The sequence below is a fragment of the Flavimaribacter sediminis genome, assembly GCF_019492055.1.
Classification (GTDB): domain Bacteria; phylum Pseudomonadota; class Alphaproteobacteria; order Rhizobiales; family Rhizobiaceae; genus Flavimaribacter; species Flavimaribacter sediminis.
Genome location: NZ_JAICBX010000001.1, coordinates 817,272 through 841,145 on the forward strand (window position 1 = coordinate 817,272; position 23,874 = coordinate 841,145).

23 protein-coding genes are annotated in these 23,874 nt (G+C 58.0%); 16 read left to right on the plus strand and 7 right to left on the minus strand.

The features are described from left to right. Positions 1-83: 83 nt before the first annotated feature. The 5 genes from K1W69_RS27275 to K1W69_RS03860 form a co-directional block, all read right to left on the minus strand. A complete protein-coding gene (locus tag K1W69_RS27275) occupies positions 84-1,103 on the minus strand; it encodes a helix-turn-helix domain-containing protein (RefSeq protein WP_220227005.1) in 1,020 nt (339 codons plus the stop codon). 748 nt (positions 1,104-1,851) lie between these two features. Beyond that, positions 1,852-3,846 carry a TRAP transporter permease gene (locus tag K1W69_RS03845; protein ID WP_220227006.1) on the minus strand — a complete coding sequence of 665 codons (1,995 nt, stop codon included), beginning with the start codon at positions 3,844-3,846 and terminating at the stop codon, positions 1,852-1,854. A gap of 77 nt (positions 3,847-3,923) precedes the next feature. Continuing rightward, positions 3,924-5,081: a TAXI family TRAP transporter solute-binding subunit gene (locus K1W69_RS03850; protein WP_220227007.1), complete on the minus strand. Its 1,158-nt coding sequence runs from the start codon at positions 5,079-5,081 to the stop codon at positions 3,924-3,926. Positions 5,082-5,268: 187 nt separating this feature from the next. Further along, complete coding sequence (locus tag K1W69_RS03855; protein ID WP_220227008.1) at positions 5,269-6,108, minus strand: IclR family transcriptional regulator; 840 nt, start codon at positions 6,106-6,108, stop codon at positions 5,269-5,271. Next, a complete protein-coding gene (locus tag K1W69_RS03860) occupies positions 6,105-7,313 on the minus strand; it encodes a CaiB/BaiF CoA transferase family protein (RefSeq protein ID WP_370688168.1) in 1,209 nt (402 codons plus the stop codon). The genes K1W69_RS03855 and K1W69_RS03860 overlap by 4 nt, the downstream gene beginning before the upstream one ends. Before the next feature lie 126 nt (positions 7,314-7,439). Between K1W69_RS03860 and K1W69_RS03865 the strand changes: the two genes are divergently transcribed. From K1W69_RS03865 to K1W69_RS03875, 3 genes are read left to right on the plus strand one after another with little or no spacing between them, the layout of a single operon-like run. Continuing rightward, positions 7,440-7,808 (plus strand): SDR family NAD(P)-dependent oxidoreductase, encoded by a 369-nt coding sequence (locus K1W69_RS03865; RefSeq protein ID WP_220227009.1) that lies wholly within the window; start codon positions 7,440-7,442, stop codon positions 7,806-7,808. Continuing rightward, the gene (locus K1W69_RS03870) at positions 7,801-8,268 is read left to right on the plus strand and encodes a MaoC family dehydratase (protein WP_220227010.1); all 468 of its coding nucleotides are present in this window, start codon (positions 7,801-7,803) and stop codon (positions 8,266-8,268) included. Before K1W69_RS03865 ends, K1W69_RS03870 begins: the two co-directional genes overlap by 8 nt. A 59-nt stretch (positions 8,269-8,327) precedes the next feature. After that, the gene (locus tag K1W69_RS03875) at positions 8,328-9,101 is read left to right on the plus strand and encodes an oxepin-CoA hydrolase, alternative type (RefSeq protein ID WP_370688213.1); all 774 of its coding nucleotides are present in this window, start codon (positions 8,328-8,330) and stop codon (positions 9,099-9,101) included. 53 nt (positions 9,102-9,154) lie between these two features. On the opposite strand, the gene K1W69_RS03880 is transcribed toward K1W69_RS03875, so the two are convergent. Continuing rightward, positions 9,155-9,772, minus strand: coding sequence for an FMN-dependent NADH-azoreductase (locus K1W69_RS03880; protein ID WP_220227012.1), 618 nt, complete (start codon positions 9,770-9,772; stop codon positions 9,155-9,157). A gap of 105 nt (positions 9,773-9,877) precedes the next feature. Here K1W69_RS03880 and K1W69_RS03885 point away from each other — a divergent pair, with 105 nt between their 5' ends. After that, the gene (locus tag K1W69_RS03885) at positions 9,878-10,777 is read left to right on the plus strand and encodes a LysR family transcriptional regulator (RefSeq protein ID WP_220227013.1); all 900 of its coding nucleotides are present in this window, start codon (positions 9,878-9,880) and stop codon (positions 10,775-10,777) included. Positions 10,778-10,941: 164 nt separating this feature from the next. Here K1W69_RS03885 and K1W69_RS03890 read toward each other — a convergent pair whose 3' ends face one another. Further along, positions 10,942-11,589 (minus strand): TetR/AcrR family transcriptional regulator, encoded by a 648-nt coding sequence (locus K1W69_RS03890; protein WP_220227014.1) that lies wholly within the window; start codon positions 11,587-11,589, stop codon positions 10,942-10,944. A gap of 364 nt (positions 11,590-11,953) precedes the next feature. On the opposite strand from K1W69_RS03890, the gene K1W69_RS03895 reads away from it, so the two are divergent. From K1W69_RS03895 to K1W69_RS03950, 12 genes are all read left to right on the plus strand, one after another. Further along, positions 11,954-13,138, plus strand: a complete 1,185-nt coding sequence (locus K1W69_RS03895) for a lipid-transfer protein (protein ID WP_220227015.1) — start codon at positions 11,954-11,956, stop codon at positions 13,136-13,138. Positions 13,139-13,145: 7 nt separating this feature from the next. Further along, complete coding sequence (locus K1W69_RS03900; RefSeq protein WP_220227016.1) at positions 13,146-13,586, plus strand: MaoC family dehydratase N-terminal domain-containing protein; 441 nt, start codon at positions 13,146-13,148, stop codon at positions 13,584-13,586. 3 nt (positions 13,587-13,589) lie between these two features. After that, positions 13,590-14,012, plus strand: a complete 423-nt coding sequence (locus K1W69_RS03905; protein ID WP_220227017.1) for a MaoC family dehydratase — start codon at positions 13,590-13,592, stop codon at positions 14,010-14,012. 14 nt (positions 14,013-14,026) lie between these two features. Continuing rightward, a complete protein-coding gene (locus tag K1W69_RS03910; protein WP_220227018.1) occupies positions 14,027-14,851 on the plus strand; it encodes an SDR family NAD(P)-dependent oxidoreductase in 825 nt (274 codons plus the stop codon). Positions 14,852-14,873: 22 nt separating this feature from the next. Continuing rightward, complete coding sequence (locus tag K1W69_RS03915) at positions 14,874-15,746, plus strand: branched-chain amino acid ABC transporter permease (protein ID WP_220227019.1); 873 nt, start codon at positions 14,874-14,876, stop codon at positions 15,744-15,746. Positions 15,747-15,750: 4 nt separating this feature from the next. Further along, on the plus strand, positions 15,751-16,827 hold the full coding sequence (locus K1W69_RS03920; RefSeq protein ID WP_220227020.1) for a branched-chain amino acid ABC transporter permease: 1,077 nt from the start codon (positions 15,751-15,753) through the stop codon (positions 16,825-16,827). Beyond that, the gene (locus K1W69_RS03925; protein ID WP_220227021.1) at positions 16,824-17,591 is read left to right on the plus strand and encodes an ABC transporter ATP-binding protein; all 768 of its coding nucleotides are present in this window, start codon (positions 16,824-16,826) and stop codon (positions 17,589-17,591) included. Before K1W69_RS03920 ends, K1W69_RS03925 begins: the two co-directional genes overlap by 4 nt. After that, a complete protein-coding gene (locus K1W69_RS03930; RefSeq protein ID WP_220227022.1) occupies positions 17,588-18,358 on the plus strand; it encodes an ABC transporter ATP-binding protein in 771 nt (256 codons plus the stop codon). Before K1W69_RS03925 ends, K1W69_RS03930 begins: the two co-directional genes overlap by 4 nt. Positions 18,359-18,362: 4 nt before the next feature. Next, positions 18,363-20,201: an AMP-dependent synthetase/ligase gene (locus K1W69_RS03935; RefSeq protein ID WP_220227023.1), complete on the plus strand. Its 1,839-nt coding sequence runs from the start codon at positions 18,363-18,365 to the stop codon at positions 20,199-20,201. Between the two features lie 79 nt (positions 20,202-20,280). Next, positions 20,281-21,384, plus strand: coding sequence for an ABC transporter substrate-binding protein (locus K1W69_RS03940; RefSeq protein ID WP_220227024.1), 1,104 nt, complete (start codon positions 20,281-20,283; stop codon positions 21,382-21,384). Positions 21,385-21,473: 89 nt separating this feature from the next. Then, positions 21,474-22,289, plus strand: a complete 816-nt coding sequence (locus tag K1W69_RS03945; protein WP_370688169.1) for an enoyl-CoA hydratase/isomerase family protein — start codon at positions 21,474-21,476, stop codon at positions 22,287-22,289. Between the two features lie 300 nt (positions 22,290-22,589). Continuing rightward, the gene (locus tag K1W69_RS03950; protein ID WP_220227026.1) at positions 22,590-23,753 is read left to right on the plus strand and encodes an acyl-CoA dehydrogenase family protein; all 1,164 of its coding nucleotides are present in this window, start codon (positions 22,590-22,592) and stop codon (positions 23,751-23,753) included. Positions 23,754-23,874: the final 121 nt, after the last annotated feature.

The window sequence follows — 23,874 nt, forward strand, 5'->3', positions numbered from 1 at the left end:
AGCCTTGGGGCCGCGGGAGTTTCCATACCGCCTATCGGTATGCGTCGCCTTCCAATTCATCGTTGGCTTTCATCTCCCCCGTGTCAGGAGATGCTCTTGAACCAGTCCCCCAGAAAGGGAGTCTTGAGCTTTCCTTTACCGGGGTTCGATGCGTGGCCTGATACATTCATATTCATAACGAATGTCGGCGTAGTACCGAAGCGTTGACGAAATAGCCTGCTAAAATAGGCCGGATCTTCGAAACCGAGATTCATTGAGACGTCCTGAACCTTTCCGTATCGCGAAGGCCCTGAAACAAGCCGCGAAAACGCGTGATCGAGACGGCGCTGCATGATGTAATGCGATACGCCGCCGATTTCTGCGAAGTCTCTGTAAACCGTTGGAATGGACACGCCGAATTGCTTGCTCAATCTTTCCACGTTCAGATCAGGGTCGGCCAGATGCTTTTCCAGATATTCCTTCATTGCGTCGCTGCGGAGCTTGCCGAGTTTGGGCGACAAGGGTTTGTCAAGCGAGGTGATTCCGAGCAATCCTTTCAGAAGGCCGCAAAAGCCCTCCCGGATAGCACCTGCTTCGTCTGTCGTAATCTGCGATGCTCGGTCGAGCACTGCAAACACGCTTTCGATCAGCAGATGCGTTATCGGTGATCCCGACGGGAATTTGAAGTACGCAGGATGCTGGCCCGGATCGTACCCGATGGCCTTGTGCGGGAGGACGACGCCGAACACGCCCGAACTCTCGGAGAATGAATTGAATTCTCGAGAAAAGTCAAAGACATGAACTTCCCCTGGAAGCATGTCAAACGAAATATTGTCTACAATTCCGCGGCAACGACCCTTGGAGTAAATCTGAAGCGAAAGATAGTCGCTGCTGTTTCTCAGATGGGACTTGCAATGGCTGAATGACTGGCTGGAGAAAGCCACGTCGGAAAATATCAGCGAGTCAATCAACCAGGCTTTTAACGTCTCGCGAGAACTTGGCTGATCCGATCCAAGTTTAATATCATAACATTCGCGGACCTGTTCGCGCCATGCGTCGAATACGTGCTTTTCGCCTACAATCGATTTGTCCAGGATTATGGACGGGACTAAATCGTGAACCACTACCGTTTCCCCAATGGTTTATGCACGTCGCTCCCTATATCGTCTTCTCAATGGCTAGCATAACTAATGTAATAAGCAACTAAAATTGAGGAAAAATAACCTAATAGATGCTTTTTAGCAGTAACAAGTGTCGAAAATCTACTGGGCAGAATTAGTGTGTATAAAATTTTATTATGACGTTGATATGCTTGCCTTATGGTTGTGTTCGATGAAACGTTAATTGCGTATTATGACATTTCCATTGAAGTGTACTTCAGTGGCTATCTAGTGCTCTGATCCCTCCATATTTTTTTCAAACGACCTTCGTCTTATCGAAGCAGCCGGTTCAGACGTGCGTTTTGGTGAACAGAATAAGTATTTTACCGGCGGCGCAGGACAGTCTCGATACACTCTTGTTCGTCTTTGAGCTCACGATCCTCGCCGTAGACTTTCCGCAAAGCCGACAGGCCTCACCTATGTGGTTCAATCGTTCCGCCGATAATCGATTTGCGTGGGTAGATGCGTCTCTTCAGAACGCGTTGCAATCACGCATTGATACGATTGTCCAAGGTCTGTTGACAGGTATGCCCTTGGACTAAAAATGGTATGATGCTCATGAATATTACCTAATGTATCTTAGTTTTCATTTGCAGGTGACGCGTCATGAGGGCGCGATTACTAATTTGTAAATATTTTTCACAAAACATTCAGTTTAAATTGTTGTTGTTTGAGAAATAAGCTGCTGGGTTGCCCCCGCAGGGCGGTGCCTCTAATCATCACCGTCAATTCGTTTGCCGGCATGTGAAAGACGCTGGCGTCGCCATGCGAAAGTGGCGGGGAGAACGGCGAGAAGCACACCGATGAGTGAGACTTCCGCCGATCCGAGGCTCTGGAGCCAACCGATCGGTGCGGCGACCAGCAGTCCCGCGATGCAGAGCAGACCCCGCATCGCGATTGACATCGCGCCGCGTCCAAGGGTTCCCACGAAAGCAAGGTAGCCTTGCAACCCGGCTGCGAGAAACCAGACGCCGACAAATGCACCGAGGATACTGAAGATGACCTCGGGCATCGGTCCTTGTCCGATCAACGCCGGATTGAGGACGAAGAAGAACGGAATCACATATATCACGACGCCAAGCCTTGTCGCTTGCCAGGCCGACGCCATCGGGTTCGCCCCGGCGAGGGTTGCGGCTGAAAATGCACCGAGGGCGACCGGGGGCGTGATGAAGCTGACCATTCCCCAATAGAGAATGAAAAGGTGGACGGCGAGTTCATTGAGGCCCGTCTGTACCAGCGCGGGGGCAAGCACCACGGCGAGAAAAATGTAGCAAGCGGTTACCGTCATACCCATTCCAAAAATGAAGGAGGTCAGGGCGCCCATAAGGAGCAACATCGCAGTGGAGTCGCCAGCGACATGCACCAGTTCGTTCGCCAGCGGTCCGGTCAGACCCGTCGCCTGGAACGCGCCGACGATCATGCCGATGCCCAGCAGGATCGACACGATTTCGGACAGGGTGCGGCCGACCGAGACGATCATGTCGACGAAGCCATCCCGCGTGAACCGGTCGCGCCGGCTGAACTGGTTGAGGACCAGCAGCAGGACGACGGCGTAGAAGGGAGCGGTCGTTTCCCATCTGTAGGCGGTCATGAGAACGATGAGCAGTGCGAAGACCAGGATATAAGGCCAGCCGCTCCGCAGGGTCTCACGAAGCCGGGGGAGCTCCGCTCGTGACAGCCCGGAGAGAGCGAACCTGGCGGAGTAAGCGTCAATCTGGACGAAAAGACCGAAATAGTAGAGCGCGGAAGGGATCGCCGCAGCCAGCATGATCTCGACATAGGGGCGCCCCAGCCAGGACGACATGACGAAAGCGGTGGCCCCCATGATCGGCGGCATGAGCACGCCTCCAGTGGAGGCGCAGGCTTCGATCGCGGCTGCAACCCTGGCGGAAAAGCCGCTGGATTTCATCGCCGGTATGGATACGGCCCCGGTCGTCAGCACGTTGGAGATCACCGATCCGGACATGGAGCCCATGAAACCCGATGCGAAGATCGACACCTTGCCTGCGCCGCCGCGATATTGCCCGACCAACGCCATCGCGAGTTCGTTGAAAAAGCGCCCGCCGCCGGTGAACTGAAGGACCGCGCCGAAAAGGATGAATCCGATGACGAGCGTGCCGAACGCCTGCATCGGAATGCCGAAGGACGCCTCCGAGGAGATCATGAAGAACGGCACCACGTCAGTGAAGGGCTGGGTGAAGCCACTCAACGGATCGGGGACGCTGCCGGCGAATGTCGGGTAGATCGAGAAGATAAGAACCACGCCGAACAGGATGAATCCGCCCGCCCTGCGCGTCCCCTCAAGGATGAGGAGGTAGAGCGCGATTGACATCCATTTCGCGGTCTCCGGCGCTGCATATTCCCATCCATTGCGGAGACTTTCGTCGGACGTGTAGGCGAAATATCCGCCGATGAGCAGCGTCGGGACGACAAGGAGCCAATCGTACCAGGGGATATCGGCCGAGCGGCGGCCCGTGATCCGGAACGCGAGGAACGTCACGGAAAGAAAGATGCCCGCGAGAACATAAAGATATGTCCCTTCGAGCATCGCTGCGCCGCCGAGCCTCAGATTGAAGAGCTGATTGATCGCAAGCAGGATCGCCGCTGTCGTGGCGATTCCGATGTACCAGCGCGCCACACCTGAAAACCTCAGTGTCTCGCTGACGATCTCTTCTTCGAGAACCCTTGGGACGCGTTCATTGTTCACGCCGTCGCTCATCCTAAGCGCTCATGTCCAATTTGCCGGGAGACGATCGGGCGGGCTCCACGCCCCGCCCTGTCAACTCAGAAGGCCACCTGGAAACCACCAGCTTTAAGAGCGTCGCGCCGCTTCTCCTTCCATGCGGCGTCCCAGTCGTCGGGTGTAGCGGCCTTGAGCTCTTCCCATGCGGCAGCCAGCGTATCCTGACGGGCGAGAAGCATGTCGTTGTGCTTCTGCGCTTCCTCTGTCCAGACGCCGGCCTCCTTGTAGTAGCGGACTGCGCCGGCTTGGTATGGGATCACCCATTCAAGTTGCTGGAACTTTATCGCCCAGCCGTCGATACCGGGGGCCTTGCCGGAATAGGCGGGCAGAAGATCGAACATCGCCTTGGTCATGTTGTATGCGAGATCCTCGTCGGTGGTGTCGAGCGCAATGAGGATCGGATAGGGGAAAGCCGCCATGTCCCGGCCATTGGTGCCGTCAATGTTCGCACCGACCGTCCCGCGGGACTTGATATAGTAAGGAGCGACGTCGGTAAGCCGCTTGAATGCCGCATCGTCCGACGGATCAAACGGCGGCCAGTAGAGTCCGCGCGGACTTGACGCCGCTTCATAGGTCACACCTGAGTTGGTGGACGAGAACGCAACGTCGACGGTCCCGTCAACCATGCCCTTCCACGCAGCGCCGAAGCCACCGAACTCGACGGTCTCGACGTCGTCCCATGTCAGCCCGCCATAGGCCAGCCACGCCGAAGTGTTCGTGTTGAGCGCGGGCGCACCCTTGATGGAGGCGACGCGGAGCCCTTTGATATCCTCATAAGTGAAGCCTTTGCAGTCCGGCTTGCCCACCTCGTCGCATGCCGCGCGTGCAACACCCACCGACATGGCGACACCGCCGCCGGAGTTGGTGCCTAGCAGGCGGATCTTTTGCGGCCCCCAGGAATCTGCTCCGAAGTCCAGCACACCTTCCTGCGCAAGATAGACCCCGATACCGTTAAGGGAGAAGGGGACCTTGCCCTGTCGCAGCGGCTCCATTCGCGCGATATCGTTGCCGGCCGGTAGAATCCGCAAATTGATCCCGGCCTCATCCTGGAGCGCCGCACCGATAGCCACAGCCTCGTTATACCCTGCGGATCCGGTTCCATAGGCGGTCCAGGCGAGCTGTTTCGGCAGTTCGAAATCGGCGGCGTTGACCGCGGTCGAAGCCACACACATCGCAGCCACGTAGATGAATTTTTGCATCGTTTCCTCCCTTGTTCGCAGCGCTTCTAAACGCTGACGCCACCCTTGCACACAGATGACACATCTTCAAATTCTTTTCTATTTATTTGTCATATTTTTTATATTGTTCAATATAATCAAATCACGAATCGGCGCAAGCTAAGAATTGCGGGCGAATGCCCGCGCACAGCTTGAACTGTGTTGGATGTCAATCGAGGCGCGGAGGCAGCCGAAAGACTCCTGACAGGCGCATGGACGCCGCGGCCTCGGCCAGCCGCGGACCGAAGTCCGTTTCGAAATACTCGGCTACAGCGCGGTAGCGCGGCACCGCGCAAGCGATGGCAACAAAGAGGCCGTCTTCGGTCCGTCCGATGGGTGCACCGGCGGCGACCAGTTCCGGCCGCCAATCACCGTACGACACACAGAAGCCCTCGGTCTGGCAGCGGGCCACGGCCGCTTCCATCAATGAGCTGGATTCCTCGAAGTCGCGTCCGTGGATCGCGCGGATCTCGGCGATCTTGGCATCGTACTCCATGGAGGGGAGCATCGAGAGAATGGACCAGCCGAGCGCGGAGTGGTGAAGCGGCCCAGACTGGCCGATGTCGGGAACGTGCGGCCAGCCCGGCGGAAGACCCGCCGTCTGGACGTGAACGAAGGAGTCTCCCGACATGACTCCGACCGAGGCGTTGCCCGAACACATCTCGGCCATTTCGCGCATCGGGCCACCCACGTTGTGGCGCCACGGCATCGTCGCAAGGAGAGGATAGTTCAGAGAAAGAAGCCGCGGTGCGAGGCGGAACGCCCCCGTCTGTGTCTTGCGCAGGTAGCCGAGATGGAGAAGTGTCTTGCACAGGCGGGAAATGGTCGGACGCTTCAGCCCCATACGGCGCGCAATCTCCGAATTGGTCAGTTCCTGCTCTTCCATGGAGAAACACTGCAGGATCTCAATGCCGCGCATCAGCGTTGACGAAACGGATGTGTCAAGTTCGCCGACCAGCGCTGCTTCCTGCTCACCCGCCGGCAATTCCTGCTCCGTCGCCGCTTTCATATGATTCCTTTTGCCAACAATTGCTCGATCTCCGAGTCGTCGAGACCCAAAAGGGTATTATAGACATAATTGTTGTCCGCTGCGATGCCTTTGGCGGACCAGCGAATCTGCCCCGGGTTTCTGCGGAACCGGGGCACGAGGCCCTGCATCCCCACAGTTCCGAAATCCTCGTCATGGACCTGTACGATCGCGCCGCGTGCAATGAACTGCTCGTCTGCGAAAATTTGGTCGATGGAATAGATCGGGGCAAGCGTCCCTCCTGTGGCGCGGAAAGCGGCAACAGCCTCGTCCTGGGTGTGGGAGGCAATCCAGCCGCCAAAGACGCGATCCAGTTCTTCGACGTTGGCCACACGAGAGGTGTTGTCGCAAAATCTCGGATCGTCGATCAAATCCGGGCGTCCGATAGCGCGCGCGTTGTTTGCGAACGTGCGCGCGGTGCTGCCCGCCACTGTCACATAGCGTTTGTCGGAGGTGAGATAGACATCGGATGGCGCCGAATAGGCATTGCGGTTGCCTGCCCGTTCACGCACCACGCCCAGCTGATCGTATTCGATCGCGAGCACCTCGATGATGCGAAGCAACGCCTCGGTCAGGGAGAGGTCGATCTCTTCGCCCTGCTGGTCCCCCTGCGCCACACGCCATAGCGCGGCCATGACCGCGAAAGCTCCGAACAGGCCTCCTATCGGATCGCCGATCGGATAGCCGGTGTGCATCGGCGGTCTGTCGGCGTCGCCGGAGATTGCGGTGAGGCCTCCCATGGCCTCGAAGATGCGAGCCAGACCCGACATCTCCCGGTAAGGGCCGTCCTGTCCGAACCCGCTGAGACGCAGGACCACGAGCTTCGGGTTCGCCTTCCACAGCGTATCGACATCCAGCCCCCACCGATCCAGGGTTCCGGGACGAAAATTTTCGACCAGCACATCGCTTTGCGCGACAAGTCGCAGAAACAACTCCTTGGCTTCTTCCCGGCGCAGGTCGAGGGTTCCGAAATACTTGCCACGGTTCGTGACCTTCCACCACAGCGACTTGCCCTCCTTGAGCGGGGGAAACCCGCGCAATCCGTCGCCGACGCCCGGAAGCTCCAGCTTTACGACCTCCGCACCGAAATCGGCCATCATCGTCGCGGCCATCGGGCCTGCTATGATCGTGGCTATGTCCAGCACGCGAAGACCCGCGAGCGGACCCTTACCCAAGGTATCCGTCACTTCTCAACTCCCTCATCTCTCAAATTCAACTATCATATCGTTCTTATAATTCAAATTATTTTGTATATTGATCTAATATATTGTCCCATCCTATAGTGTGCAAACGTTGGTAAAGAGGAGGCGCCGATGACCAGCGCTCTGAAAGACAGGGGCGTGCTGATCACGGGGGCAAGCCGGGGAATCGGGCGTCAGATCGCCCTGGCTGCGGCGGAGCAAGGCGCAGCCGTGGTCGTCGCCGCGAAGTCAGACACTGCTCATGCCAAGCTTCCGGGCGGAATTCACAGTGTGGCGGAAGAGGTTCGCCGGGGTGGCGGGGTGGCGCTTCCTCTACGGCTGGGCGTGCGCGACGATCAATCGATCGAGGCCGCGATGCGCCCAATCGACAGCGAGTTCGACTGGCTGGACGCCCTCGTCAACAACGTTACCGAATTCGACAGACACCGGCACGATGCCGAGGGCAAAATGCTTGCGCTGGACCTCTTCGTCGATGCCTGACCCCGGGGTGAAATACATCCCGCGCGCAGAGTACGAGGCTCTTGTGGGGCAGGAGATCGGTCTCTCGGACTGGATCACCGTGACGCAGGAGCGGATCAATCAGTTTGCGGCGTGCACCGGTGATCATCAGTATATCCACACCGATCCAGAGCGTTCCCGGCACGGCCCCTTCGGCAAGACGATCGCGCACGGGTTTCTCACACTCTCCATGATTGCCGAGATGATGCAGAAGCTCCCGCGCATCGAGGGTGTCAAGGTGAACGTGAACTACGGCCTCGACAAGGTGCGGTTCATATCTCCAGTACCGGTCGACAGCCGTTTGAGGGGTCGGTTTACACTTTCCCGTGTGGCGGAGGTTAAACCAGCCGTCATCGAGACCGTGTTCGCGGTCCAGGTGGAAATCGAGGGCAACGAGAAGCCGGCTCTTGTGACTGACTGGCGGGCTCGAAGATACCTCTGACCCGGACAGTTTGACTTCAAACGAAAGGAAGCGGCGTGACCAACTCATCGACGAGAGTAGTGTGCGAACAGCGGGGCAGGATCCTGCTTCTGACACTGGACGGCGCCGAGACCCGAAATTCCATCGGCCCCGAGGTCTATCCCGTCCTGCAGACACACATCGTGAACGCCGAACAGGCCCCCGATATTGGCGCAATTGTCCTGACCGGGGCCAATGGCTTTTTTTCCTCCGGCGGCAACGTCAATGCACTGAAAGCCAGCGGGGCCGCCACCCTCAGCGAAGCGACCGGCAACACCGACAAGCTGAACGCCCTGATCTTGTCCGTCACCCATAGCTCCATACCCATCATCGCGGCCGTCGAGGGCGGCGCAGCAGGAGCGGGCTTTTCGCTTTGCCTGGCGTGCGACATGATTGTTGCCAGCGAAGACGCTCATTTTACAGCCGCCTATGTGAGGGTTGGCCTGAGCCCGGACGGCGGTGCGACGCATTTCCTCACACGCGCCCTTCCGCGCCAGCTCGTCAGCGAAATCTGCATGCTGGGAAGGCCGGTCGCTGCACCCCGCCTCCACGCTGCAGGTTTGATCAACAGCTGTTGTCCGGCAGGAAAAGCACTGGGTGTGTCGATCGAACTGGCGAACGGGATAACAGCGGGACCGCCACAAGCAACGAGGAATATCAAGGAACTGATTCGCATTGCCGCTTCAAATGATCTGGCGGGCCAGCTTGCCATCGAAGCCAGTGCGATCAATCGTGCCCGGTTTGGCGACGAGGCCGCCGAAGGCCTGTCAGCATTTCTCGAAAAAAGAAAAGCGAATTTTCGCCGCAGATTGTAGGCGCGCAAAACCCCAAGCATAGAAAGACAAACCAGACGCCTGCTGGCGCCAGTTCAAGCCAAAGCCTTCTCTCTATGCCGCATATCGAGTCTGCCCACGAAGTCTTCCATGCTGGTTTCGCCCAGGTCGACATTTTTGGCACCGCCGCCAGCGACGACCGCGATATCCACAAAGCCGAGCACATTCAGGATCATTGTGAGATATTGAGTGGCGATGTCACGGTCCCTGATCGGCGAACTCTCACCATATTCGCCGCCCGAGGCGATCAGCAATGTAGCCGATTTTCCGGTAACCAGGCCGCTGCCATCGAACCCGAGGGTCAAGCCCTTGCGCACGATATGGTCGACCCACGCCTTGAGCGCGGCGGGAATGTTGTAGTTATAGACCGGAGTTGCGATGACAAGTTCGTCGCACTCCAGGAGTTCCCGAACCAGCGTATCGGAAAGCCCCAACTGTGCCTTCATCTCCGCCGTCTGTGCATCGGGCGGAGTGAAATAGGCGGCAAGCCAAGGCATCGTGACCTGGGGGAGGGTCTCTTCGGCCAGGTCGCGACGGATGATCTTGCCGTTCGGGTTCAGCGCCTGCCATTCCGCAAGGTAGCGTTGCGTCATGTTGCGCGACACCGAGGCGTTACCGCGAGGGCTGGTTTCAACGACGAGAAGTCTGGTCATGTCACATTCCTTTTCCTTATGGGAGCGTGACAAGAGGATAGGACTTCCGGCCATCCAGCGGGAGTGATATAATTCCGATGATTTCCATCACATCAGGTGATAGTTTTGATTTCATCGCTGAGCCTTGATCAACTGCGCGTGCTGGTCGCGATCGCCGACACCGGCAGTTTTTCCGCCGCCGGCCGCAAACTGGCACGGGTGCAGTCCGCCATCAGCCAAACCGTCGCTACGCTGGAAGCGACCCAGGGAGTTAGGCTTTTCGACCGCAGCGGTCACCGCCCGCAGCTCACGGACACGGGCCGGATATTGGTGCAGCAAGCGCGGATCGTGCTGGCGAGCGCTGCGCGTTTTGAGTCCGTGGCCGCGGGATCCCGTCAGGGGATGGAGGCGGAACTGGCCCTCGCCATCGATCCGCTGGTCCCCACAGCACCTTTGATCGGAAGTCTTCGCGCGCTGCATAAGACCCATCCGCAATTGCAGATCAGCTTTTTCACCGAAGGGCTTGGAGGCGCGCTCCGTCGTTTGCGGGCAGGCGACGTGTCGCTTGCCCTTTGCCTGCTCCTGCCCGACGTGCCGGAGGATGTGACGGCGACGCCACTTACCCGGATCAACCTCTTGCCAGTGGCGTCAGCAGATCATCCGCTGGCGACGCTGGACCGTCCGGCGGGCCGTGTCGATCTGGAGACCCATGTCCAGCTTGTTCTCTCCGACCCGGCGAGCCGGGATGAACCGAACTACGGGCTGACCGGATCGGCTCCGTGGCGGTTCGTCGATCTTGGACGGCGCATGGATTTCCTTCTCGCCGGATTTGGCTGGTGCCGGATGCCGGAGCATCTTGTGAAAGAGCACCTGAACGGGGGCAGATTGGTCAGGCTCACGCTTGATGACGACACGAGAGGCAATCCAGATCCGTTGACGATTTACGCGGCACATCTCGCCGACCGCGTGCCTGGCCCGGCGGGCCGCTGGCTTTTGAGCGACTTGGCGGCGGGACTGGCAAGCTGAACTGGTGTCTCGCCCGACCTTGCCCAGGCGGCCCTGGCGCCAAAGGCAATGTCAACGGTGTCGGGTCGGGCGGAAAGTCCCACGACACTGGCGCTTAAGCTCGAGCAGGCCAGATGTCACCGAGAACATACTATAGGCGTGCTCCAGATCAGGCTGACAAATTTCTAAAAGTCTTCACGACCAACACTGGCGACTTCAGGGTGTTTCTTCAGACCATTCTCAATAAAGGTCGTGAACTCCTGCTTGACCTGAAGCGTCTTCGCATCGGAAGTGTTTCTGTGCCAGAACGGAATCCAATTCAGTGCACCAAAGATTGCGGCCGTTGTAAGCGCCGGGCTGCATTCCCTGATTGTGCCATCGGCAATACCCTCGGTTATCAATTCGCGGACTCGGTGATCAAGTCGCGCCTTGGCTTTGCGCAGGTAATCGCTTCGCTCGCGCGTCATGGAACTGTCGGGGATCAGCACGAGGCAGGCGCCAAAATCGGAATTCACCCATTCGGTGTATTCACCCACAAGCGATGAAATACGTTCCAGCACGGGCACCGAACGGTCCAGGCTTCGGTCAATAATATCCTCGACAAAACGCAGGCCTTGCCGGTGACAGTCAAAGAGGATCTCGTCCTTGCTGTCGAAATAGTAGTAGAGCGCGCGTTTGGTTACATTGAGCGCGCTGGCGATATCGTCCAGCGATGTCTTGTCGTAGCCCTTCTCGATAAAAAGCTTCGCGCCTGCCGCCAGCACTGCCTGTTGCTTTCGATGGCGTTGTTCCTCGCGACCGGCAACGGCATTGTTCCAGCGTTTACTGCTCATGGGTACTCCAGATTAGTCGTCGATTCGAACTCAATGCCGCACAAGGTACACGCATGGCAATAGGGTTTTCAATCGGGGTGTAGTTGTTTCGCCTCAAATGCCAGCTGCAGTAACTGCCTGTGCAACCAATTTTTTTCCAGGGGTGGAAAAGGCATGGGCTCATATTGCGCATGTGGTGGCTGACGCTGCGACAGACGAAAATTGCATCTTTGGAGAGTTTTTTCACCGTGAGTGAAAATTTTCTTGACACCTGACGAGGTAGACCCATAGTTTCAACCCTGATGAGAGTGAACAAGTGCTGATTTTAACGGCACAGCGTTCTCGCCACGGGTCATCAGCGCTCGCGGCAAAGGGAGGATTGAGCATGACTGAAAACGTCTTTGTTGCCGGCGTCGGAATGACGAAATTCGTCAAGCCGGGCGACCATGAACGTTATACGGTTGCGGGCGAGAAGGCGGTGCGGTCCGCGCTTGAGGATGCCGGTCTGGAATATAACAAGATCCAGCAGGCTTATGCCGGCTACGTCTTCGGTGACAGCACCTGCGGACAGAACGTCCTCTACAAAGTCGGTATGTCGGGCATTCCCGTCATCAATGTAAATAACAACTGTTCCACCGGTTCATCGGCGCTCTTTCTGGCCCGGCAGGCAGTTCAGTCTGGCGTTGTGGATTGCGCGCTGGCGCTCGGTTTTGAGACCATGCGGCCCGGGGCTATCCAGGAGGTATGGACCGACCGGCCCAGCCCGTTTCATGCCTTCGATGTCGAGACGGACGCGCTGGTCGGCCAGTCGGAGATTCCCTTCGCGCTGCGCTATTTCGGCGGGGCCGGCAAGAGCCATATGGAGAAATACGGCACCACGCTTGAGGATTTTGCGAAAATCCGCGCCAAGGCCAGCCGCCATGCGGTGAACAACCCGCTGGCACTTTTCCGCAGCGAGATGAGTGTCGAGGATGTGCTGGGCGCGCAGGTGATCTGGCCAGAGGTGATGACGCGGCCGATGGCCTGCCCGCCTACATGCGGGGCTGCGGCCGCCGTGCTGGTGAGCGAGGAATTTGCCAGGAAGCATGGCCTTTCCGACGCTGTGGCGATCACCGGTCAGGCCATGATGACCGATATGCAGTCGACCTTTGAAGCGCACGACATGATGCAGGTGGTGGGCTACGATATGACCCGCGCGACAGCGCGGACCGTTTACGAGCAGGCGGGTATCGGACCCGACGATGTGGATGTCGTCGAGTTGCATGACTGTTTCGCCCACAATGAACTCATTACCTATGAGGGACTTGGTCTTTGTCCTGAGGGCGGGGCGCAAAAGTTCATTGCTGATGGTGACAATACCTATGGCGGAAAGACGGTGACCAATCCATCCGGCGGTCTGCTTTCGAAGGGACATCCGCTCGGGGCTACCGGATTGGCGCAGTGCTACGAACTGACCCAGCAGTTGCGCGGCACGGCGGGCGCACGGCAAGTCGAAGGTGCAAGAACAGCGCTGCAACACAATCTCGGTCTTGGCGGCGCCTGCGTCGTGACGATGTATCAGGTCCATTGAGGCAGAGATGATTGATCGCAAGCATGTCGGGCTCGAGCTCGATCCGCTCACCGTAGAGGTGGAGAAGGGCCGTTTGCGCTTCTTTGCCAAGGTCACCGGTCAAAGCGATCCGGTTTACGTGGATGAGGATGCGGCCAAGGCGGCTGGCTACAGGTCGCTGCTTGCACCGCCGACCTTCCTGTTCTCCCTGGAACTGGAAAACCCGGAGCCGTTCAAGTTGTTCGAAATTCTGGGTGTCGATTTGAACCGCATTCTGCACGGCGAACAAGCTTTCAGCTACGAACGACCCGTTTGTGCGGGCGATACGATCACCTTGCGCCAGAGGGTGATGGACATTTTTGACAAGAAAGACGGTGCGTTGGAATTCATCGTGGCAAACACCACCGCCACGAACCAAAGGGGCGAGAAGGTCGGCTCTGCCACCAAAACTGTCGTGGTGAGGAACTGAGTCATGAGCGCAATCACCCAGGACAGCTTGAATGTCGGCGACGAGCTTCCGCCACTGACAATGCCAGAAATCACCCGGACAACGTTGGCGCTCTTTGCGGGTGCGAGTGGGGATCACAACCCGATCCATATCGACATCGATGTGGCCAGGAAGGCCGGAATGACCGACGTTTTTGCGCAGGGCATGCTGCCGATGGCTTATCTCGGGCGCTTTTTGACAGACTGGGCGCCGCAGGCTTCGCTACGCCAGTTTTCCAGCCGTTTCACCGCTATCACTGATCTTGGCGACCGGATCACCTGCACCGGAAAGGTCGTGGAGAAACTGGAGCGTGATGGCGAGAAGCTGGTGAGGCTCGAACTGACGGCCGCAAATCAGTCGGGCGATACCAAACTTGCCGGTGAAGCGCTCGTCGCTCTGGACGCATAAATAAGGATTGGAACATGGGTAGACTCGACAGCAAGGTGGCTTACGTGACTGGCGGCGGACGCGGAATCGGCCGTGCTGTCTGCCTGAAACTCGCTGCCGACGGTGCGCGCGTTGTGGTCAACGACCTGGATGCAGAACCCGCAAACAACGTCGTCGAAGAAATCCAAGCTGCAGGCGGCCAGGCGGTTGCCGTCCCCGGGAGCGTAACGGAACCTTCCTTCGGCGATGATTTCATCAAGGCCGGCCTCGATGCGTTCGGCGGCATGGATATCATCGTGAACAACGCCGGCTATACCTGGGATGCGATGATCCAAAAGATGCCGGACGACCAGTTCGACGCGATGATCGACGTTCACCTGAAAGCGCCTTTCCGCATCCTGCGCGCTGCTTCTCGTTTTATTATCCCTGCTGCGAAACAGGAAGCGGAAGCGGGTCATCCTGTTATCCGCAAGGTGGTCAACATCTCCTCCGTCGCAGGCACCGGCGGCAATGCCGGACAGGCGAATTACTCCTCAGCGAAATCCGCCGTACTCGGCTTTACCAAATCGCTCGCCAAGGAGTGGGGCCGATACAATGTCAATGTCAATTGTGTGGCGTTCGGGCTGATCTCGACCCGCCTTACGGAAGGCTCGGACGAAAAGAAAACGATCAGCGTCGAGGGCCGCCAAATCGGTGTGGGGCTGCCCACCAAAGTCAAGGCGGGCTTCGAGGCGATGATCCCGATGGGCCGTGCCGGCACGGTGGACGAAGCCGCAGGCGGCGTCTGGCTGTTTTGTGTTCCGGAGTCGAACTACGTCTCAGGCCAGACTCTTGTGGTCGGCGGCGGCTTTTCGCTCTGAGGGATAAAGTGGGGGAGGAGAAATGGAGACAAGCGATGTCATTCAGCTCGCATTGATCGGCATTTCGCAAGGCTGCGGATATGCCCTGGTTGCGATCGGCTTCGTCTTCATCTACCGGGCGACCGAGATCATCAATTTCGCCCATGGCGAACTGATGATGCTAGGCGCTTTCATGGTCCTGACATTCGCCCAGATATGGGGTCTGAATTTCTGGCTGAGCGCATGCCTTGGAATTCTCTCTCTCGGGGTGTTCGGATATCTGCTGGATGCGGTGGTGATGCGCCGCATAGTTGGAGAGAGCCAAGCCATCATCTTCATCCTGACCGTCGCGATTGCGTTGATGTTGCGTTCGCTTGCGGGGATCATATGGGGCTGGAGCCCGAGATCGCTTGACGTGCCGTTCATGCAAGATGTGCAGATCGGGGGCATCGTTCTTGGCATGGACCGAATTGCGATCATCCTAGGCACCATTTTGCTCTGCGCGCTGCTCTACTGGTTTTTCTCCCGAACCCGCACAGGACTGGCGATACAGGCTTCCTCTCAGAGCCAGCTCGCTGCTTACTATTCGCGCATTCCGGTAAAGCGGCTGATCTCCGTGGTCTGGGCCATTGCCGCCATGGTTGCCGCGGTGGCCGGGCTGATGATGGCGCCGGTTACACAGGTCGATACCGGCATGAGCGCCTTCGGCATCAAGGCTTTTGCCGGCGCCGTCGTGGGTGGATTCGGTTCAATTCCCGGAGCGCTTCTCGGCTGCCTTTTGATCGGACTTGCCGAGCCGTTTCTCGATTTTTTCTTTCCCGCGTTCAAGGGGGTCTATGCCTACATCATCATGCTGGTGGTGCTGTTTATCAGGCCCGAAGGGCTGATCCCTCAGACCTTCGCAAAGAAGGTGTGACCCGATGCAGGTGATCTTCCGGACAAGCTACGATCAGGATATCGATCACCTGGTCGATCGCGGCGAGAAGTACAGGATTCTTGCAGCCATCGCGCTGGCGCTGATCGCCCCGTTGCTTGTGGGGTCGTATCTGCTGTCCGAACTTGCGATTTTCCTCGTTTATATTCTGGCGGGACTTGGGCTGATGGTTCTGACCGGGTTTTCGGGCCAGGTCAGTTTCGGTCACGCCGCCTTTCTGGGTATCGGCGCATATGCTCATTCGATTTTCCTGGGTTACGGCATCCCGTTTGTCGTTTCCTTGCCGATGGCGGGACTGCTTTCAGGTGCGATCGGCGCAGCCCTCGGTCGGGCCGTCAGCAGGATGCATGGCTTCTACCTTGCCATTGCCACGCTCGCGTTCGCCATTGTGGTCGAAACGGTGATCGGGGAGTGGGAGCAGGTCACGGGCGGGCACATGGGCATGCAGGTTCCCGCGCTATCGGTCTTCGGTTTGGAACTTGGTGAAAGCTGGCAGCAGTATTATCTGATCCTCGCCGTCGTGATTTTCTTCATCTGGGGCGTGGCCAACCTCATGCGCTCGCCGACAGGCCGGGCAATGGTGGCGGTGCGTGACAGCGAGGCCTCGGCCCGTTCGCTCGGGCTCGACACAGCGCGAACGAAAATCCTGGCCTTTTTCATCAGCGCGCTGATCACTGGCGTGGCCGGCGGGCTTCTCGCGCATCTTCTCTTCTATCTCGCGCCGGAAAGCTTCGGCGTTCAGGATTCCCTCAGGCTTCTGCTGATGATCATCGTGGGCGGGCTTGGCACGATAACCGGGGCTGTTTTCGGAGCGGTTTTCGTGACGGTCCTGCCGAACATCATCGGCGTGCTGAAGCAGATTCTGCCGGACACCGTCGCCAACGCTCCTGGGCTGGAACAGCTCCTTTTCGGCGCGATTATCGCCGGTTTCATCATTTTCGAACCAGAAGGTCTCTACGGTCGCTGGCGCAAGTTGCGGCTCTTTTTCGAGACCTATCCATACTACAAGAAGTCGACTTTCGTTCGCCAGAAGCGCTACCTCAAGACGGAGCGGTTCAGATGAGCGAACTGATTGTCGAGAACCTCAATCTGTCTTTCGGCGGCATCAAGGCGATCAACGATGTCTCTTTCACGGTAGAGGCAGGCGATATCTACGCCATCATCGGTCCAAACGGCGCCGGCAAGAGTACGATCTTCAACGCCATCAGCCGGATCTATACGCCGGACAGCGGCTCAATCCGCTACCGCGGTCAGGAGTTGCTGGAGCGCGCAGCACATCAGGTCGTCGACCTGGGGATCGCCCGGACTTTCCAGAATATCGAGCTGTTCGAAAAGGCAACAGTACTTGAAAATCTGCTGGTCGGTCGCAGTTCGAAAATCCGTACAAACTGGATTTCCGAATTCTTCTTCACGCGCAATGTTCGCAAGGAAGAGCGCGTCCACAGGCGCAAGACCGAAGAAGTGCTCGATCTCCTGAACATGCAGCAATATCGGTACGAACGGGTGAGTGACCTGGCCTACGGCGCGCGCAAAAACGTGGAACTCGCACGGGCGCTTTGCGCCGAGCCGGAGATCCTGCTGCTGGACGAGCCAGCTTCGGGGCTCAATCCGGAAGAGACGACCGACATGTCGTTCTGGCTCAAGGACATCAAGGAAGAATTGGGTGTTACCATTGTAATGGTCGAGCACGACATGAGCCTCGTGGGGCGCATCGCCGATCGCTGCATGGCGCTGGCCAATGGAGCGGTCCTGGCTGTCGGAAGCGTCGCGGAAGTGCAGTCGGACCCGCATGTACAAGCCGCCTATCTTGGGCAGGTGGCAGCATGAGCGCGCTGCTGGATGTCCGCAATGTGGAGACCTTTTACGGTCCGATTATGGCGATAGCAGGAGTGAGCCTTGCCGTGAACGCCGGACAGATCGTCACTGTGCTGGGCGCCAATGGCGCCGGCAAGTCGACGCTCCTGAAAACGATATCGGGTGCGATTGATTGCCGTAAGGGGCAGGTGCTTTTCGAGGATAAGGAAATCCAGAACCGCGATCCCGATGTCGTGGCTGCCAGGGGAATCGGCCATGTGCCGGAAGGGCGCGATGTCTTTCCGTTCATGACGGTGGAAGAAAACCTGCTTATCGGCGCCTACGGGCGTGGTGACCGGGATGCCGTGAAGCGCGATTTCGAGACCGTCTATCAGTACTTCCCCGATCTGAAGACCAAGAAACACGATCGGGCCGGATTTCTGTCAGGCGGGCAGCAGCAGATGCTGGCCATCGGGCGCGCCTTTATGGGGCGGCCAAGACTAATGCTTCTCGACGAGCCGTCGCTTGGGCTCGCGCCGCTGCTGACGCAGACGATTTTCCAGATCATCCGCCGGATCAATGGTGAGCAGGGGGTGGCGGTGCTTCTGGTTGAGCAGAACGCCCACGCGGCGCTGGAGGTGGCGGAACATGGCTTCATCATGGAGGTCGGGCGTATCGTGATGGATGCACCGTCCCCCGAATTGATGGCCTCCGACGACGTCAAGGAATTTTATCTCGGACAGTCCAGCGAAGGGATTCGCGGCGAGAGGCGCTGGAAGAAGCGCAAGACATGGCGGTGAGACGATGGAAAAGGTGATCGAAAGCGACTTCGTCTCCATCGATGACCATGACACGCTTGCCAAGCTGTTTCGCGGCCGCGTGCGTGAATGGGGCGACAGGATCGCCATGCGTGAAAAAGATCTCGGGGTCTGGCAGTCTTTCACGTGGAAGGAATTCGACGACCATGCCCGCGGGGTCGCCGGCGGGTTGATGGCGCTGGGGCTTGGCCGCGGCGATGTCGTCTCCGTGCTGAGCGAAGACAACAAGGAATGGGCATTTGCCGATATGGGCTGCCATATGGCCGGCTGCATCGTGAACGGCATCTATCCCACCTATCAGCATGGTCAGGCGTTGCATATGCTGGCCGACAGCCGCACCCGCGTGCTGATTGTCGAGGATGAGGAGCAACTCGACAAATATCTTCAGGTGCGGAACGAACTGCCCGATCTCATCAAGGTCTATGTGATCGACTGGAAAGGGCTGCGCGGTTTTCATGATCCGATGGTGGAACCGATCGGACATTTATACGAGCTGGGCGCGCAGTACAGGCGCGAAAATCCCGGCAGGATCGATTCAGCCATCGATGCAGGCCAAAATGGCGACACCGCCGTGCTCATCTATACATCCGGTACGACGGGAGCGCCCAAGGGGGCGCTGATCTCCCATCGTTATCTGCTGTTCCAAATGACGGCAGCGCCCGATCCGTACCCGGTCGGCCACGACGACGACATGTTGACCTATCTGCCGCTGTGCCACGTAGCCGAGCGGGTAGTGTCGCTGTGCATGAGCCTTGCAACAGGAGTGCGCCTCAATTTTGCCGAGAGCGCAGAGACGGTATTCCAGAATATCCAGGAATTGTCGCCAACTGTGCTGTTTGCGGTGCCGCGAATATGGGAGAAATTCTATTCGCGGGTAGCGACAATGATGGCGGAGGCCACCTGGCTCGGGCGCAAGGGCTATGAGTGGGCGTTGAAAGTCGGCCATGCGCGGGCGGAATACCTGCTTGAAGGCAGGGCCGTGCCGGCAGGAATCGAGTTGCAGTACAGGCTCGCCGATTGGCTGGTCTACCGCAATATCAAGCAGCTATTGGGGCTTGACCGGGCGCACTTCCTGATGTCAGGCGCCGCGCCAATCTCGGCCGATCTACTGAACTGGTATCTGGCGATCGGCCTTCCTGTGACCGAGCTGTACGGCCAGACCGAAATCGGCCTTGCCACCATGACGTCACCAGACCGCCCGCAACCCGGTACGATCGGTAAACCGCTGCCCGGCGTCTCAGTGCGTCTCGGCGAGCAGGGCGAGATACTGGTGAAAAGCCCGTCGCTGTTTTCGGGCTACCTCAACAATGAAGAAGCGACTGCCAACACGATTATCGATGGCTGGGTGCATACTGGCGATGTTGGAGCGATGAACAATGAGGGCACGTTCCGCATTACTGACCGTATCAAAGACATTATCATCACCGCTGGCGGCAAGAACATCACCCCGAGTCTGATCGAGAACCAACTCAAATTCTCGCCCTATATCTCGGATGCCATCGTTATTGGCGACAAGCGCAAATATCTGACCTGCCTGGTCATGATCGACCAGGAAAATGTCGAACATTACGCACAGTCCAAAGCCATCCCCTTCACCAATTACCGCTCGCTTTGCGCCAGACCCGAGATCGTGGCGCTGATCGACAAAGAGATCACTAAGGCGAACGAGAAGTTCGCTTCCGTGGAACAGGTCAAGAAATTCCGGCTGATCGACGTCTTGCTCACGCCGGAAGACGAGGAAGTGACTCCGACGATGAAGCTCAAACGCAGCTTCGTCGCCGAGAAATACGCAACGCTGGTCGGCGAAATGTACCAGCACACTTGATGGAGCTCTAGGGAGGATCACCATGAAAAGAGTTATCACAGCATTTTTAGCGGTCACGCTTGCAGGCGTGGCGCCGGCCTTGGCCGAGCCACAGGGTGTTACCGACGACAAGATTGTCGTCGGCTCACATTCGGATTTGTCGGGACCGCTGGCAATCTGGGGCGTGCCAGCCACCAATGGCGTCAGGATGCGTCTGGAAGAGGCCAATGCTGCGGGGGGCGTGCACGACCGGCAGATCGAGTTCATCGTCGAGGACACCGCCTATCAGGTGCCGCTTGCAGTGCGCGCCACCAACAAACTTGTTCAACGCGACAAGATCTTCGCGATGATCAACGGCACCGGCACAGCGCAAACCCTTGCCTCGATGCAAATTCTCGACAAGGCGGGCATACCCAATGTGTTTCCGCTGTCGGCTGCCAAGGTGATGTTCGATCCCCTCAGCCCGCTGCATTTCAGCTACTTTGTCAGCTACCAGGACCAGGCTGTGGGTGCGATGAAATATTTTAACAGCCAGGGCATGACCAAGGTCTGCCTGCAATCGGTGGCCACGGAATACGGTCAGGAAGTGACCGAGGGCGCCGAGCAGGGCGCCGAGGAACTCGGCATGGAGATTGTTTTTCACGGCACGCATAAAACCACCGAGACTGAATTTGCGGGCGTTGCGACCTCGATCAAGAATTCCGATTGCGAGTTCCTCTTGCTCGGTACGACGGTCAAGGACACGATCACGCTTTATGCCACTCTGCGCCAGCTGGGATGGGACAAGCCGGTCGTCGGCAATATGGTGCCTTACACACCTCTGGCCGCCGAGGCCAGTGACGGGGTTACCGAGGGGCTTTATCTCGTCACGCCGGTCATGATCGCCGATTTCGATGATGGCGACCAGTGGCGTGCCGACTTCAATGAGCGTTACCGGGAAAAGTTCGGCGAGGCTCCGGCAGTACAGGCACAAATGGGCTATAACGCTGCTGATCTGTTGGTCATGGCGCTGGAGGCTGCAGGCCGCGACCTGACGGTCGAGAAGCTGTCCGCAGCAATCGAGGACATCAAGGGTTACAAAGACCCCTTTGGCGGTCCAGACGCCTCTTTTTCCGCTGAAAAGCATTTTGGAGGCGACAGCCTCGTTCTGGTGCAGTCCGAGAACAAGAAGTGGGAGTTGCGCGAGACTGATCTGCCCTATTGACCGTGCGGATACAAATGCAGGGCCCGGGGGTCTACGACACTCCCGGGTCCAATCATCGCTCCAGTCATCTTTTGTGAGGTGCGTCTGAAGTGGTCGCAAAGGTCAGCAAAACAGATCACATCGCAACGCTAACGCTGAGCAATCCCGGGTCGATGAATGCCATCAGCCTGGAGGGATTTGGCGAACTGCGCGCAGTGTTCGAGGCGTTGCGCCGCGACCGCGATGTTCATGCCATCATCCTGACCGGCGAGGGGAAGGCGTTCTGCGCCGGCGCGGCGCTCGACTCGTTCGTCGACAAGCACGGGTTCAAACTGACGCCAGGCACCCTTCGCAAGGCATTCGATGAGCATTTGAACCCGCTGATGAGGACGATGATGGAAATCGAAAAGCCGATCATCATCGCGATCAACGGACCCGTGGCTGGCGGTGGCATCGGATTGGCGCTGGCGGGAGATGTCGTCATCGCATCGGAGACAGCGCGGTTTCATTGTGGTTTCGTACCGATGCTGGCCATCGTTCCGGACGCCGGGACCTCATGGCTTCTGCCCAATCTTATGGGACGTAACCGGGCGCTGCCCATGGCCTTGCTCGGCGATCCGCTCGACGCGCAGGAAGCGATGGCGGAGGGCCTCATCTACCGTGTGGTGGGACCTGATGCGTTGATGGAGGAGGCGAGGGGATATGCCGAACGGCTTTCACGCGCGCCTGTCGATGCACTTCGCCGGGCCAGGATGCTCTTTACCGACGCAGCCGCAACGCGCTTCAGCGACATGCTGGACAAGGAGCGGGATGCAAATTGCGAACTGGTGGCGGGCCCAGAGATGAAAGAGGGCGTATCCGCCTTTCTCGAAAAGCGGACGCCCGACTTTAAGATTTCTGGCAGCGACGGAGGTTCAGGATCTTGAACGGCGCCAGGATCGTGGAGATCGAGGGGGCTTGGGTTCGTCCCGTTTTTCGGGAGGCGACGCCTGTGTGACGCCTGTTCTCAGTTCCGAAGGAGCCATGGATCACCCTATGAACGCGGTGCGCCAAACATGGCGTAAGGTTGAAGGATTGCTTCAAAACGCGCCAGCGTCACGCTTTTCGACCGAACCGGATTGGAAGCCAGTGTCTGCGCCTGAACGCGGTGCGCATAGCGCGGATATCCGCAAGGAACTTGCCGCGCGGTACGCGCAAACTGAAAACCGAGTTGGAGAATTGAGCCGATGAACAACCATGTTTCACCCTGGATGGACGAGGATCTTGGAATATTCCGGGATGCAATTACCAGGTTCTATGCTGAAGAGATGGCGCCAAATGAGGAGCGCTGGCAGAAGCAAGGGTATGTTGACCGCGATTTCTGGAACAAGGCTGGTGAAATGGGCCTCCTTTGCGCCTCGGTGCCGGAGGAATACGGCGGTATGGGCGGCGATTTTCGCCACGAGGCTTTGATCGTCTTCGAGCAATTCAAGGCGTCGGGAGTGTCCGGCTTTGGCAATTACGTGCATAGCCAGATCTGTGCGGGATACATTCTCGAATTCGGCACCGAGATGCAGAAGAATCGCTGGCTCCCAAAGATGGCAACTGGCGAAATGGTTTGCGCCATTGCCATGACAGAGCCCGGTACGGGGTCTGACCTACAGGCGGTGAAGACAACGGCGCTGCGCGACGGCAACGAATTCGTGATCAACGGCTCGAAAACCTTCATCACCAACGGTCAGATGGCGGACCTCATAATTGTCGTGGCCAAGACAGATCCCACTCAGGGCGCTCGCGGCATATCGCTAATAATGTTGGAGACGGAGGATGCGGACGGTTTTAGCCGCGGCCGCAATCTGGAAAAGATCGGCTTGAAAAGCCAGGACACCTCAGAACTGTTCTTCGATAACGTTCGCGTCGGCCCTGAGAATCTGCTCGGTGGGGAGGAAGGCAAGGGCTTCTACCAACTCATGCAATCGCTGCCTCAAGAGCGCCTTACGCTGGCGATCGCCGGTGCCGCCGTAATTGAAAAGGCTTTCGAAGAAACTGTGGCCTATACCTCCGGGCGGAAAGCCTTCGGCAAAACATTGATCGAGATGCAGAACACCCGCTTCAAGCTGGCGGAAGCGAAAACAATCGCCCACATTGCACGTGTTTTCATTGATGACTGCATCATGCGGCACGTCAGGGGAGAACTTGATGCTGCTACCGCGTCAATGGCGAAGTGGTGGGTAACCCAGATGCAATGTGACGTGGTTGATGAGTGCCTGCAGCTTTATGGCGGGTATGGCTACATGCTTGAATACCCGATTGCCCAAATGTATGCGGACGCGCGTGTTCAGAAAATCTATGGCGGCTCGAACGAAGTCATGAAGGAACTGATCGCAAGGACATTCGCTCCGAAAGCATAGCAATCCGGTCCATACAGCCTACGCCCGGGTTGCTGAGTTGTCGTCTGCTGACGGTTTTTCGGACGCCAGGACTCCAGATAAAAAGGTGTAAAGCGTCCGTTGTGCGTCCATATGGACGCAC

Excerpts from the sequence above, each read along its gene's own strand:
- K1W69_RS03850 (WP_220227007.1), bottom strand. The coding sequence starts at position 5,081 with ATGCAAAAATTCATCTACGTGGCTGCGATGTGTGTGGCTTCGACCGCG.
- K1W69_RS03855 (WP_220227008.1), bottom strand. The coding sequence starts at position 6,108 with ATGAAAGCGGCGACGGAGCAGGAATTGCCGGCGGGTGAGCAGGAAGCA.
- K1W69_RS03865 (WP_220227009.1), top strand. The coding sequence starts at position 7,440 with ATGACCAGCGCTCTGAAAGACAGGGGCGTGCTGATCACGGGGGCAAGC.
- K1W69_RS03870 (WP_220227010.1), top strand. The coding sequence starts at position 7,801 with ATGCCTGACCCCGGGGTGAAATACATCCCGCGCGCAGAGTACGAGGCT.
- K1W69_RS03880 (WP_220227012.1), bottom strand. The coding sequence starts at position 9,772 with ATGACCAGACTTCTCGTCGTTGAAACCAGCCCTCGCGGTAACGCCTCG.
- K1W69_RS03890 (WP_220227014.1), bottom strand. The coding sequence starts at position 11,589 with ATGAGCAGTAAACGCTGGAACAATGCCGTTGCCGGTCGCGAGGAACAA.
- K1W69_RS03895 (WP_220227015.1), top strand. The coding sequence starts at position 11,954 with ATGACTGAAAACGTCTTTGTTGCCGGCGTCGGAATGACGAAATTCGTC.
- K1W69_RS03900 (WP_220227016.1), top strand. The coding sequence starts at position 13,146 with ATGATTGATCGCAAGCATGTCGGGCTCGAGCTCGATCCGCTCACCGTA.
- K1W69_RS03905 (WP_220227017.1), top strand. The coding sequence starts at position 13,590 with ATGAGCGCAATCACCCAGGACAGCTTGAATGTCGGCGACGAGCTTCCG.
- K1W69_RS03910 (WP_220227018.1), top strand. The coding sequence starts at position 14,027 with ATGGGTAGACTCGACAGCAAGGTGGCTTACGTGACTGGCGGCGGACGC.
- K1W69_RS03915 (WP_220227019.1), top strand. The coding sequence starts at position 14,874 with ATGGAGACAAGCGATGTCATTCAGCTCGCATTGATCGGCATTTCGCAA.
- K1W69_RS03920 (WP_220227020.1), top strand. The coding sequence starts at position 15,751 with ATGCAGGTGATCTTCCGGACAAGCTACGATCAGGATATCGATCACCTG.
- K1W69_RS03925 (WP_220227021.1), top strand. The coding sequence starts at position 16,824 with ATGAGCGAACTGATTGTCGAGAACCTCAATCTGTCTTTCGGCGGCATC.
- K1W69_RS03930 (WP_220227022.1), top strand. The coding sequence starts at position 17,588 with ATGAGCGCGCTGCTGGATGTCCGCAATGTGGAGACCTTTTACGGTCCG.
- K1W69_RS03935 (WP_220227023.1), top strand. The coding sequence starts at position 18,363 with ATGGAAAAGGTGATCGAAAGCGACTTCGTCTCCATCGATGACCATGAC.
- K1W69_RS03950 (WP_220227026.1), top strand. The coding sequence starts at position 22,590 with ATGAACAACCATGTTTCACCCTGGATGGACGAGGATCTTGGAATATTC.